The 11,377-nt window shown below is 63.7% G+C and carries 14 protein-coding genes; 9 read left to right on the forward strand and 5 right to left on the reverse strand.

Translation table 11 applies throughout. The features are described from left to right. Positions 1–35 precede the first annotated feature (35 nt). The 5 genes from ABD928_RS04695 to ABD928_RS04715 are packed head-to-tail and all read left to right on the forward strand — an operon-like array spanning position 36 to position 6,052. On the forward strand, positions 36–488 hold the full coding sequence (locus ABD928_RS04695) for a MaoC family dehydratase (RefSeq protein WP_187714629.1): 453 nt from the start codon (positions 36–38) through the stop codon (positions 486–488). Continuing rightward, entirely contained in the window at positions 485–1,315 is an 831-nt protein-coding gene (locus ABD928_RS04700) for an HpcH/HpaI aldolase/citrate lyase family protein (RefSeq protein WP_187714630.1), read from the forward strand. The genes ABD928_RS04695 and ABD928_RS04700 overlap by 4 nt, the downstream gene beginning before the upstream one ends. Positions 1,316–1,326: 11 nt before the next feature. Beyond that, entirely contained in the window at positions 1,327–2,421 is a 1,095-nt protein-coding gene (locus ABD928_RS04705) for an NAD(P)-dependent alcohol dehydrogenase (RefSeq protein ID WP_345166587.1), read from the forward strand. Then, a complete protein-coding gene (gene acs, locus ABD928_RS04710; RefSeq protein WP_345166590.1) occupies positions 2,418–4,361 on the forward strand; it encodes an acetate--CoA ligase in 1,944 nt (647 codons plus the stop codon). Before ABD928_RS04705 ends, acs begins: the two co-directional genes overlap by 4 nt. A 53-nt stretch (positions 4,362–4,414) precedes the next feature. Then, positions 4,415–6,052, forward strand: a complete 1,638-nt coding sequence (locus ABD928_RS04715) for an MFS transporter (protein WP_345166593.1) — start codon at positions 4,415–4,417, stop codon at positions 6,050–6,052. Positions 6,053–6,056: 4 nt separating this feature from the next. On the opposite strand, the gene ABD928_RS04720 is transcribed toward ABD928_RS04715, so the two are convergent. The 5 genes from ABD928_RS04720 to ABD928_RS04740 form a co-directional block, all read right to left on the reverse strand. Next, positions 6,057–6,284, reverse strand: a complete 228-nt coding sequence (locus ABD928_RS04720; RefSeq protein ID WP_187714631.1) for a hypothetical protein — start codon at positions 6,282–6,284, stop codon at positions 6,057–6,059. A 66-nt stretch (positions 6,285–6,350) separates the two neighbouring features. Beyond that, positions 6,351–7,052, reverse strand: a complete 702-nt coding sequence (gene pgl, locus ABD928_RS04725) for a 6-phosphogluconolactonase (RefSeq protein WP_345166597.1) — start codon at positions 7,050–7,052, stop codon at positions 6,351–6,353. Position 7,053: 1 nt separating this feature from the next. Beyond that, the gene (locus ABD928_RS04730; RefSeq protein ID WP_187714632.1) at positions 7,054–7,794 is read right to left on the reverse strand and encodes an energy transducer TonB; all 741 of its coding nucleotides are present in this window, start codon (positions 7,792–7,794) and stop codon (positions 7,054–7,056) included. Positions 7,795–7,903: 109 nt separating this feature from the next. Continuing rightward, positions 7,904–8,041, reverse strand: a complete 138-nt coding sequence (locus ABD928_RS04735; protein ID WP_187714633.1) for a KGG domain-containing protein — start codon at positions 8,039–8,041, stop codon at positions 7,904–7,906. A 91-nt stretch (positions 8,042–8,132) separates the two neighbouring features. Next, on the reverse strand, positions 8,133–8,693 hold the full coding sequence (locus tag ABD928_RS04740) for an isopropylmalate isomerase (protein WP_187714634.1): 561 nt from the start codon (positions 8,691–8,693) through the stop codon (positions 8,133–8,135). A 294-nt stretch (positions 8,694–8,987) separates the two neighbouring features. On the opposite strand from ABD928_RS04740, the gene ABD928_RS04745 reads away from it, so the two are divergent. The 4 genes from ABD928_RS04745 to ABD928_RS04760 are packed head-to-tail and all read left to right on the forward strand — an operon-like array spanning position 8,988 to position 11,376. Beyond that, complete coding sequence (locus ABD928_RS04745; protein WP_345166605.1) at positions 8,988–10,181, forward strand: DUF1996 domain-containing protein; 1,194 nt, start codon at positions 8,988–8,990, stop codon at positions 10,179–10,181. Next, positions 10,178–10,801: a lytic transglycosylase domain-containing protein gene (locus tag ABD928_RS04750; protein ID WP_223276322.1), complete on the forward strand. Its 624-nt coding sequence runs from the start codon at positions 10,178–10,180 to the stop codon at positions 10,799–10,801. The genes ABD928_RS04745 and ABD928_RS04750 overlap by 4 nt, the downstream gene beginning before the upstream one ends. A gap of 5 nt (positions 10,802–10,806) precedes the next feature. After that, positions 10,807–11,100, forward strand: coding sequence for a TrbC/VirB2 family type IV secretion system protein (locus ABD928_RS04755; protein WP_345170147.1), 294 nt, complete (start codon positions 10,807–10,809; stop codon positions 11,098–11,100). A 3-nt stretch (positions 11,101–11,103) separates the two neighbouring features. After that, positions 11,104–11,376, forward strand: a complete 273-nt coding sequence (locus tag ABD928_RS04760) for a VirB3 family type IV secretion system protein (protein ID WP_345166611.1) — start codon at positions 11,104–11,106, stop codon at positions 11,374–11,376. Position 11,377: the final 1 nt, after the last annotated feature.

Here is an 11,377-nt window from a genome sequence, read left to right on the forward strand (position 1 = left end):
TTGGCAAGTGCGCGGCTGCTTCGTAGAGCGGCGACATGGCAGGACGCTATTTTGACGAATGGCAGGTCGGAGACCGCGTCGAGCATGCGGTGTCCCGGACGGTCACCGAGACCGACAACCTTCTTATCTCCGCCCTCACCTACAACCCGCAGCCGCTGCACATCGATCACGAGGCGGCCGCAAGGACCGAGTTTGGCCAGCCGTTGGTGAACTCTGTGTTCACGTTTGGGCTGATGGTCGGGGTCAGCGTCAGCGACACGACGCTGGGGACGCTTGTCGCCAATCTTGGCTACGACAAACTGACTTTTCCGAAACCGGTGTTCGTCGGCGATACGCTGCGGTCGGAGACGGAGTGCATCGACCTTCGCGAAAGCAAGTCGCGGCCGAACGCAGGCATCGTCACCTGGGCGCATCGCAGCTTCAACCAGCGTGACGAAATCGTCTGCGAATGCACTCGCTCCGCCTTGATCCTGAAGACTCCGCAATGAGCGAACCTCGCAGCTGGCTGTTCGTGCCGGCGGACAGCGAGAAAAAGATCGGCAAGGCGATCGAAAGCGAGGCCGACGCCGTCATCTTCGACCTCGAGGACAGTGTTGCACCGGCCCAGAAGTCAGCCGCGCGCCAGATCCTGAAGGACCTCGGGAAACGCTCCGGCGGCCCGCAATGGTGGGTCCGGATCAACCCGCTCCGCACGGACGAGCATCGCAAGGATCTCGACGTCATTGGCATCGCCGACATCCACGGCATCGTCCTGCCTAAGGCCGAAGGCGGAGCAGATGTCGCGGAGCTTGCACATCGCACCGGCAACATCCCGATCCACGCCATCGTGACCGAGACGGCGGCAAGCCTGTTCGGAATGCTGAGCTATCGCGATCCCAAGTCTTCGCTCGCGGCCATGAGCTGGGGCGCGGAAGACCTTTCGGCCGCGTTGGGCGCTTCGTCGAAGTATGACGCGGACGGCACTCTCAGCTACACCTACAAGCTCGCCCGCTCGCTGTGCCTGGCCGGAGCCGTTGCGGCAGGAGTGCAGCCGGTTGACGGCGTTTTCTCTGACTTCCGCGACGACGCCGGCCTGCTGGCGGAGGCCCAGGCAGCGGCGCGCGAAGGCTTCACCGGCAAGCTTGCCATCCACCCCGCTCAGGTCGGCGTGATCAATGCCGCTTTCACCCCAACTGCCGACGAAGTGTCGCACGCGCGCGCTATTGTCGATGCGTTCGACGCCGACCCCGATGCCGGCGTCTTGTCCATCAGTGGCCGGATGGTCGACCGGCCGCATCTCGTTCAAGCGCGGAGAGTTCTCGACCGGGCACGTTAAAGGAGGCCGATATGGCGACGACAGCTGAACCCAACACCACTTCGCCACATAGTCATGCCCCAACGACCGCGAAGGGATGGGGCACGGACGCGCCCGATCAGCCGCTCCGCCCGATGGAGTTCGAGCGTCGCGCGCTTCGGCCGAACGATGTCGCGATCAAGATCACCTACGCCGGCATTTGCCACTCCGACCTCCACACCTGCCGCAACGACTGGGGCGGAAGCCGCTACCCGGTGATCCCCGGTCACGAGATCGTCGGAGAGGTCACGGCCATCGGCGACGAAGTCACCCGCCACCGCGTCGGCGACACGGTTGCGGTAGGCTGCATGGTCGATAGCTGCATGGAGTGCGACCAGTGCCTCGAAGGTTGGGAAGTCTTCTGCCGCAAGGGCTGCGTCCAGACCTACAACAGCGCCGACTACCACGACGGCACGATCACGAAGGGCGGCTACACCGACCACATCGTCGTCCGCGATCACTTCTGCTGCAAGGTGCCGGAAGGCATGGACGTCACCAAGGTGGCGCCCTTGCTGTGCGCAGGCATCACGACCTATTCGCCGTTGCGCCAATACAACGTTGGGCCGACCACGAAGGTCGCCGTCGTCGGCCTCGGCGGACTCGGCCACATGGGCGTGAAGCTGGCGGCGGCGATGGGGGCGCATGTGACCATGATCACTACTACCCCGAGCAAGGGCGAGGACGCTCGCGCCCTGGGCGCCCACGACGTGATCATCTCGACGGATGCCGAGCAGATGAAGGCGGCGGCGACGCGCTTCGACTTCATCCTCAACACCATCCCGGTCAGCCACGAGATCGACGGCTATCTCCAGCTGCTCGGCCGATCGGGGCGAATGGTGATCGTCGGCGCGCTGACGCCGATGCCCGGCTTCACGGGGTTCAATATCATCTGGTGGAACCGCGCGGTCGGCGGTTCGGCCATCGGCGGCATTCCCGAGACGCAGGAGATGCTCGATTTCTGCGCCGCGAAGGACATCTACCCGGACGTCGAATTCATCCGCATGAACCAGGTGAACGAGGCCTATGAGCGGCTGCTCAAGAACGACGTCCGCTACCGCTTCGTCATCGACATGAGCCACGGCCTATGAGTGAAGCGATCCATCCAGTTCCCGAAGGGTTTGGTGCAAGGATCGGCCCGGCCGAGCTCGACGCACTTTACGCGATCGCAGACGCCGACCCCCATCGGCACTGGATGGAGCAGGCAAACCGGCTGGATTGGTATCAGGCGCCCGAACAATCGGGGGACTGGTCGTTCAACGAGGACGATTTCCACATCCGCTGGTACGCCGACGGAAAGCTCAACCTCTCCGTCAATTGCCTCGACCGGCACCTCGCCGAGCATGGGGACCGCACCGCCATCATCTTCGAGGCGGACGAACCCGGCGAGGGCCGGTCGATCACTTATCGCGAGCTTTACGAAGAGACCTGCCGCTTCGCGAACTTGCTGAAACAGCGCGGCGTCCGGCGCGGCAATCGCGTCATGATCTACATGCCGATGATCCCCGAGGCGGCGGCGGCGATGCTCGCCTGCGCGCGGATCGGCGCGATCCACTCGGTCGTATTCGGCGGCTTCTCGCCGGAAAGCCTCGCCGGCCGCATCGCGGATTGCGATGCCTGCGCGGTGATCACGGCCGACGAGGGCGTGCGCAGCGGCAAGATCATTCCCTTGAAGCGGAACGTCGATGCCGCACTCGAGCACCGTGACGTTCAGTCTGTGATCGTGGTCACGAGAACCGGCGCCGATGTTCCCATGAAGGATGGCCGCGACGTCAGTTTTTCGGCGATGCGCGACGAACTTTCGTCCGAGTGCGAGCCGGAAGTGATGGACGCGGAGGACCCGCTATTCATCCTCTATACTTCGGGATCGACGGGAAAGCCGAAAGGCGTGGTCCACACCACCGGCGGCTATTCCGTGTGGGCGGCGACCACTTTCGACTGGATCTTCGATCACCGCGACAATGATATCTTCTGGTGTACCGCCGACGTCGGGTGGATCACCGGGCATACCTATGTGGTCTACGGCCCGCTGATGAATGGCGCGACCAGCGTGATGTTCGACGGGGTGCCGAACTATCCGGACTTCGGTCGATTCTGGGAGACGGTGGACCGGCTCGGCGTCACCATCTTTTATACGGCGCCGACAGCCATCCGGGCGCTGATGCGCGAGGGCGACGAGCCGGTGAAGCGGCACAGCCGCAAGTCGCTGCGCCTGATCGGCACGGTCGGCGAGCCGATCAACCCGGAAGCCTGGGAATGGTATTGGCGCACGGTCGGCGACGGTCGCTGCCCCGTCGTCGACACCTGGTGGCAGACTGAGACCGGCGCGGCGCTGATCTCGCCGCTTCCCGGAGTGACCGCGCTCAAGCCCGGCTCGGCGACCAGGCCCCTGCCCGGCATTCGCCCGATGCTCGTCGACGCCGAAGGCACGGAATTGCACGGCGCGACTAGCGGCAACCTGTGCATCACGGCGTCCTGGCCAGGGCAGATGCGCACGGTTTGGAACGACCACCGCCGCTTCTTCGAGACCTATTTCACCACTTATCCCGGCAAGTATTTCACCGGCGACGGCTGCCGCCGGGACGAGGACGGCTATTACTGGATCACCGGCCGCGTGGACGATGTGATCAACGTGTCCGGCCACCGCGTCGGGTCGGCAGAAGTCGAAAGCGCCTTGGTCGCCCACGAGCTGGTCGCCGAGGCCGCGGTCGTCGCCTTTCCGCACGACATCAAGGGTCAGGCCATTCACGCCTACGTGACGCTGAATGCTGGCGAGGAGGGCAATGACGAGCTTCGGCGCGAGCTGAACCAACAAGTCCGGCGCGAGATCGGCGCGCTGGCCGCGCCCGAGCGAATCCAGTTCACGCCGGCGCTGCCGAAGACTCGATCGGGGAAGATCATGCGCCGCATCCTGCGCAAGATCGCAGAGGGCGAAACGGCGGGCTTCGGGGACACGTCGACGCTGGCCGACCCGACCGTCGTCGATCAACTGCTTGCCGGAGCGCGGGAGTTCTCGAAGACCCCCGCCTAAGCGCTTGCGGCTCCGCGTGCAGGCGCTAACCCTACATCCGTAGGGGGAGCAGGATGTCGGAACAAAAGCCCTGGACGATGAAGCGCGTCGTCGCCGCCTCTTCGGCGGGGACCGCGTTCGAATGGTACGACTTCTTCATCTTCGGTTCGCTTGCGACGACCATCCAGAAGGTCTTCTTCGCCGGGCTCGACCCGACCGCGGGACTGGTCGCTGCGCTCGGCCTCTTTGCGGCGGGCTTCGCGTTCCGGCCCCTCGGTGCCCTGATCTTCGGCGTCGTCGGCGATCGGCTTGGGCGGAAAGGTGCCTTCCTCGCCACCGTCAGCCTAATGGGCGCGTCGACTTTCCTGATCGGCATCCTGCCGACCTATGCGACGGCCGGCATCATTGCGCCTCTCCTGCTGATCCTGCTCCGCATCCTTCAGGGCGTCGCGCTCGGGGGCGAATATGGCGGCGCCGCGATCTACGTAGCCGAGCATTCGCCGGACGACCGACGCGGAGAGATGACGGGCTGGATCCAGATCACGGCATCGCTCGGACTGATCGCGGGCTTGCTCGTCATCCTCGGCACCCGCAGCGCCGTCGGTGAAGACGCGTTCCTGGCCTGGGGATGGCGGATACCGTTCCTCTTCTCGGTGCTGCTGCTGATCGTCTCGGTCTGGCTCCGCTTCAAGCTGTCGGAGAGCCCCGCCTTCGCGAAGCTCAAGGAAGAAGGCGAGATCTGCCATGCGCCGCTGCGCGAGGCGTTCGGCCGCTGGGAAAATCTGAGGCGCGTGCTCATCGCCTTCTTCGGTATCATGTGCGCGCAGGGTGCCGTCTGGTACCTCAGCTTTTTCTACATCCAGGTGTTCCTGACCAAGTCGCTCGGTGTGCCGGAGCCAACCAAGGACGCGCTGGTGCTGGCGATGACCGTCGTCAGCGCGCCGCTTTACGTCTTCTTCGGCTGGCTCAGCGACCGGATCGGCCGCAAGCCGGTGATGATCGGCGGAATGCTTTTGGCCCTGGTGGCCTATCTGCCAGGTTTCCATGGCATGGCGGCAGCGGCGAACCCGGCATTGGTCGAGGCGCAGAGGGCGCAGCCGGTCGTCGTGTACACGGATCCTTCGACCTGCTCGGTCCAATTCGACCCTGCGGGGACGCGGCAGTTCAAGACAGCTTGCGACATCGGCAAAAGCCTGCTCGCCGGAACGGGGATTTCCTACCGCGAAACGCGATCTGACGACGGCCGCACCGTCGTCGCGGTGGGCGATGAGAGGATCGAAATTCCGGACGGTGGCGCGCTGTCCGGACCGGAGCTCAAGGCGCTCAAGGACGACACGGGCAAGACGCTGAAGGCGGCGCTAACAGCCGAAGGTTATCCGGCAAAAGCCGACCCGGCGCGAATGAACATCCCGGTGATGTTCTTCTGGCTGATGGTTTTCGCCGTGGCTTCGACCGCCTTGTACGGACCGCAGGCGGCCGCGCTGGTCGAGATGTTCCCGACGAATATCCGCTACACGGCAATGTCCCTGCCCTATCACGTGGGAACGGGCTGGGTCGGGGGCTTCTTGCCAGTCACCAGCTTCGCGCTCGCGACCATAACAGGGAATGTCTACGCCAGCCTGTGGTATCCGGCCGTCTTCACCTTGATTTCGGTGGTGGTCGCGCTGCTGTTTATCCGGGAAACGCGCGGCAAGCCGCTGGACGAGATTTAGCCCGTCAGACCAGCTTGAGCTTCCTGGCGACGAAGATCGGTCCCACCACTGTCAGGGCGATACCGGCGAGCGAACAGAACCCAAGCCAGATTGCCATGGCCGTCCCGCCAGCTTCGTACATCGCGTAAAGCACCGGCGCCGCGAGAACGAAGCCGCGGACTTCGTTGGCGACGAACAGCGCCAGGCCCGCCTTGACGAGCAATTTGGTCGCGACGGATAGTCTCTCTCGCATGCCGGCATTGTGCCGCCGAACACTTGAGAAATGATTGATGCCGCCCGCGAGGGCGCGCGAGCTTGCTTACGGCGCCCAGTGAATGTCGATCGGCTGCTCGGCCTCGGCCAGCACGCGGCCGATCGGGAGCTTCGAGCTTTGTCCATCTTCGATGGCCCCCTCGAGCATTTCGCGCTTGTCGTTGCCGACGAGCGTGATCAGCACGGTCCGCGCCGAAAGGATCGCGGCGCGAGTCAGCGTGACACGAGCGACCGGCGCATCCTCAGGCAGGGGGTCGGGCATGACGCCGACCGCACGCCGAGCTTTCGGAGCGTCGAGCGCGTCCTGGAGATCGGGTCCTGCGAAGATCGACGCGGTATGGCCATCCTCGCCAACACCAAGCCACACGAGGTCGGGTGGCCAGGGCAGGTCCTGCAGACGCGCGTCCGCGGAATTGCCGGCAAGGCGGTAGTCGGGGATGTCGCCAGTGATCGGGATCACACGTGCGCCGACGGGCAGAAATGTCTGCGCGATGGCGCGGACGTTACTTCGCTCATCGTCCATCGGTACCAGCCGCTCATCGGTCGGAATGATCGTCACCTGCTTCCACGGCAGCTTCTTCGCGGCGAGCGCCTGAAGGATCGGCTTTGCAGTGCCGCCACCGGGGACGGCGATCAGCGAGGAGCCGCGCGCGTCCAGCGCGCTTTCGATGATGAAACCAATGTCGCCGGCAACGGCCTCCGCCAGCTCCGCAGCGTCATCATAGTCCCACCATTCGGCTTCAATCATCCTAGTTCGCCTGCCTGTATGCCATTTGAGAAGGCACGGGCTCGCCGCGCCGATTGTAGGCGGGCCTATACACGAATCTCGCGCTGACCAATCGGCAAGTCATGTCGTCGACAGCCGGATCGCCGCTCGACTGGTAGATTTTGCACCCCGCGACGCGTCCGTTCGGCAAGACCGTGAACATGACGAACGGCGATGCGCCGTTGGACAGCCTCTGCCGAAGCTCGGGCGGATAGTCGCGACTGCGCAGGCTCGGCGTCAGCAGTTGCGCGCGGGAGACGATGCCGTCCCCGCCTCCGCCGGTCCCACTGCCGGAACCGCCTGATCCTGTTCCACTGCCCGTGCCGCCAGCGCCGGTGCCCGGTCCAGCAACGTTGGACGCGCCCTGCGTTGGCGCCGTACCCTGGTTGGGGGTTTCGCTGGCATTCACTGGAACGGGGACCGGCAGTTCGATCTTCGGCGTTGGTGCGACGATGGGTGTAGCCTCGCTCTTGAGGTTCTTTTCGGAGGCGGCCCCTTCTTGCTCCTTCGGCTTCTGCTTTTGCTCAGCGGGTTGAGGAAGGTCCGGGGTCGGCGGTGGCAGTTCGGCTTCAGTGATTTCGAACACCCGCAGCACGGTCTGCGGATCCGCGAGATTCATCTTTCCGGAGAGATGCAGGAAGGCGAACAGAAGCCCGGCATGGATGGCGATCACCGCAGCAACGGCGCCGCTCTTGTCGCGCGTCTTCAGGTCGGAACGGTACATTACGGCTGTTCAACGACCCTATTGGTGCAGGGTTGCCGCGCTGTCACCCACCTTTAGGAAAGCGCCGGACGGATCAGACCGTCCGGCGCTTGAAGTCGACTTGCTTGGCTTACCGGCTCGTGCTGTTCGAGCTTCTGCGACCGCCGCCATGACTTGCCCGACCGCCCTTGCTTGCAATCTCCCGCTGCTTGGCGGGGTCCATCGCTGCAAATCCGCGTTTCGAGCCGCCACTCTTCGTTCCGGCCATGCTTTTCCTCCTTTTTACGCAACACAACGCTACCAACAGTAGCCGCCCGAAAACGCCCCCTCGAAACAGCGGTTCAAATAGCTGATTTGCGTTAGCGAGAATGCCGTTTCGGCCGCCGCCGATACGCCAGTGCGGACAACGCGATCGTCACGATCCCGGTCAGTTCCAGCCACCATCCACTGCGCAAGCCTGCGACGTTGATCGTCACCCAATTGTCGATGTGATGGAACGACCCCGCGCGCATCAGGATGAAGACGAACAGAATAACCAGACCGACAGCCGCGGTCTTGACCGAGCGTGGCGACTTGCGGAGCCAGGTGACGAGGGCCGCACTGACCAGGAAACCGATGACGGCAAGCCCCAGCAGGAACAGGCCCTGGATCAAACGCCGCTGCTCGTACCAGCCTCCCTGCTGCGCCAATGAGCGACCCTCCGTCGTCAGGAAGGTCTGGAGATCGAGTTCCTTGTTGAGCCCGAGGAAGATGAGCGTCAGCGCGGTCGCGATCCAGAAGCGCCGGTCCTGGCGTCGGACGCTGGAGCTGGCCCAGAAGGCAGCCGCTGCGCCGATGAAGTAGGCGGCGACGACAATCCAGGCGAGCGGAGTGCGATCGTGAAAGAGCAAGGCCGAAATCCAATGGCCCCAAGCGTCCATTTTCCCGAATTCCCCCGGCCGATAGTCAGGCTTGTCTAGCCGTTCATCCGTTCAATGCAATTCGCGCCCGATCGCACGACGGAATCCGGTAAATTCCGGCTATTCGCATGAAGTTGAGTCAGTACTTAACGTTTTGTTTACGTTACTCTTCCGTTGTTCCTCAATTCGCCTGTAAAAAACACCGACACGTCGTGCCGAGGAGTCGCGACTCTTGTTGACAGAGTCTTTCGGGGCGAAAGTCCGGTTCGAGGGGTCATCACTAAATAAGCAGACCCTGGGAGGGTCATCCAAAAGTTGAGGTTCAAAACGAAGGCGCTTGCGCCGCTGATTCTGCTTGCGATTCTTTCTGGCTGCAAAGTCTCCAAACCTCACCAGACAGGTGCGGAGGCTCCCGCGGCCGAAACTCCCACGCCGACCACTCCGACTCCCACTCCTTCCTCGCCGCCGCCAACGACCACGCCGACCCCTAGCCCGACGCTAGCCGGTCTGGCGGCGATCTCGTCCAACTTCGATCCGAACTCGGAACTGGTGCCGGCTTGGGGGACGGGTGCAATCCCGCCATCGGCCAGCCCGGACGTTGTCGGCGCGTTCCGCTTCATCTGCAACGCGGGCCAGCTGCTTTACGACGACCCGATCGTCTACCCCGGGCAAGCAGGCAAATCGCACCTGCATCAGTTCTACGGAAACACGTCGGCCAACGCGAATTCGACTTACAATTCACTTCGCGGAGGCGGTGCTTCCACCTGCATGTCGCCGCTGAACCGGTCGGCGTACTGGATGCCCGCCATGCTCGACGGGAGGGGCAACGTGGTCCGCCCGGATTATGTCGCCATCTACTACAAGCGGCGACCGGCAAGCGACCCCGTGGTCTCCGATCCCAACAACGCTCAATATCAGGGCCAGGCGGTGGACCTACCTAACGGCCTGAAGTTCATTTTCGGCTACGACATGCTGACCGGAAAATCGCCGACGGGTTCGCTATACTTCAACTGCGACGGGCCCGGCGCGACGCAAGGTCATTATGCGTCGATACCCGCAGCCATCAAGACTTGCCCGGCGGGATCGCGCATTGGCGCAATCGTCAGTGCTCCGGCTTGCTGGGATGGCAAGAACCTCGACAGTTCGAACCATCGCGATCACGTGGCCTACCCGTCCTACGGGACGCAGGGCTACCTGAAGTGCCCGGCGACCCATCCGTACGTCATCCCGGAATTCACGCTGCAGGCGTGGTACGGCATCTCGGCCGGTGACGATCTCACCAAATGGACCTTCTCGTCCGACGCGATGCAGCCAAGCCTCCCGCACGGAAGCACCTTCCACGCCGACTTCTTCATGGCGTGGGATCCGACGGTGAAGAAGATGTGGCACGACAACTGCATCAACAAGAAGCTCAACTGCTCGGGCGGCGACCTCGGCAACGGCTTGCAGATGAAGCAGTTCGCGGGCTTCAGCTACGTCGCCAACCCGCACCTGGTCCCGCAGCCGTGAAACTGATCGCGACCTTCGCGCTTGCGTCGGGTCTTGCCGTGGCAGGACCGGCGCAGGCCGGGGTTCTCGAAATCGGCGACGACGGCACGGTCAAGACGCTGGGCGACACGCCCGGCGCGACGTGGACGACGGACGACCAGCAGGAGGTTACTGCTGAAGCGAGTGATGACATCGTTATCCCCGACAAGGCGGTGACCGTCCTTGCCGACCGCGGCTGGTCGGGTGGCTACGCACAAGCCATGGTGGAGATCGCAAAGGCGAACGACATCAGCCCGTACCTGCTCGAAGCCGTCGTCTGGCAGGAGAGCCGATGGAACCCGGCGGCCCGTTCGCGGGCCGGTGCCATCGGTTTGGCGCAATTGATGCCCGGAACGGCGCGGGACCTTGGCGTCGACCCCAATGACCCACTACAAAATCTGTCGGGTGGTGCGCGGTACCTTCGTCAACAGCTGAACCGTTTCGACGGGAACGTTGAGAAGGCACTAGCGGCTTATAACGCGGGTCCGGGACGCGTCATGACGGCTGGGGGTATTCCGTCAATTCCTGAAACACAGGCCTATGTGCGCGCCATTGTCGCGCGCCTAGCGGCCAATTCAACCTTGGAAGGAGAGCGCCAGTGAGGAAGCTGGGCTTCGCAATCGCATCCGTCGCTGCAGTCATGCCGTCAGCGGCCATGGCTCAGGCCAATCCGCAGGGCTCGGGCCCGATCGTGTCCGCGCTCAGCTGGCTTCAGGGCACCTTGCTCGGCAATGTGGCAACCTCGGTCGCGGTCATCGCCGTCGCCATGGTCGGCTTCATGATGCTGACCGGCCGCCTCAACTGGCGCGTCGGCGCGACCGTGATCATCGGCTGCTTCATCCTGTTCGGGTCGGCTGCCATCGTGTCCGGCATCCAGTCGACCGCTGCGGTCTCCGGCTAGCCGATGCGGGCACCGCTCTTCCGCGCCCTCACCAGGCCGCAGATGTTCGCGGGGGTTACGTTCAATTTCTTCGTGATCAACGCGGCCGTGACGACGGAGCTGTTCCTCCTCACACGGTCGTTCCTCGCTCTTCCCGCCGCCGTGGCGATCCACGGCGTGGGATACTTCCTGTGCCTGCGCGAGCCGCGGGTGTTCGACCTTTGGCTGACCAAGGTCAGCAAGTGCCCCCGCGTGCGTAATTACAAGCGCTGGGGCTGCAACAGCTATTTGCCGTGAG

The organism is Sphingomonas daechungensis (assembly GCF_039543105.1).
Taxonomy (GTDB): Bacteria; Pseudomonadota; Alphaproteobacteria; order Sphingomonadales; family Sphingomonadaceae; genus Sphingomicrobium; species Sphingomicrobium daechungense.

Excerpts from the sequence above, each read along its gene's own strand:
- ABD928_RS04735 (WP_187714633.1), bottom strand. The coding sequence starts at position 8,041 with ATGGCCGGAACGAAGAGTGGCGGCTCGAAACGCGGATTTGCAGCGATG.
- acs (WP_345166590.1), top strand. The coding sequence starts at position 2,418 with ATGAGTGAAGCGATCCATCCAGTTCCCGAAGGGTTTGGTGCAAGGATC.
- ABD928_RS04740 (WP_187714634.1), bottom strand. The coding sequence starts at position 8,693 with ATGGACGCTTGGGGCCATTGGATTTCGGCCTTGCTCTTTCACGATCGC.
- ABD928_RS04705 (WP_345166587.1), top strand. The coding sequence starts at position 1,327 with ATGGCGACGACAGCTGAACCCAACACCACTTCGCCACATAGTCATGCC.
- ABD928_RS04715 (WP_345166593.1), top strand. The coding sequence starts at position 4,415 with ATGTCGGAACAAAAGCCCTGGACGATGAAGCGCGTCGTCGCCGCCTCT.
- ABD928_RS04700 (WP_187714630.1), top strand. The coding sequence starts at position 485 with ATGAGCGAACCTCGCAGCTGGCTGTTCGTGCCGGCGGACAGCGAGAAA.
- ABD928_RS04720 (WP_187714631.1), bottom strand. The coding sequence starts at position 6,284 with ATGCGAGAGAGACTATCCGTCGCGACCAAATTGCTCGTCAAGGCGGGC.
- ABD928_RS04695 (WP_187714629.1), top strand. The coding sequence starts at position 36 with ATGGCAGGACGCTATTTTGACGAATGGCAGGTCGGAGACCGCGTCGAG.
- ABD928_RS04730 (WP_187714632.1), bottom strand. The coding sequence starts at position 7,794 with ATGTACCGTTCCGACCTGAAGACGCGCGACAAGAGCGGCGCCGTTGCT.
- ABD928_RS04760 (WP_345166611.1), top strand. The coding sequence starts at position 11,104 with ATGCGGGCACCGCTCTTCCGCGCCCTCACCAGGCCGCAGATGTTCGCG.
- pgl (WP_345166597.1), bottom strand. The coding sequence starts at position 7,052 with ATGATTGAAGCCGAATGGTGGGACTATGATGACGCTGCGGAGCTGGCG.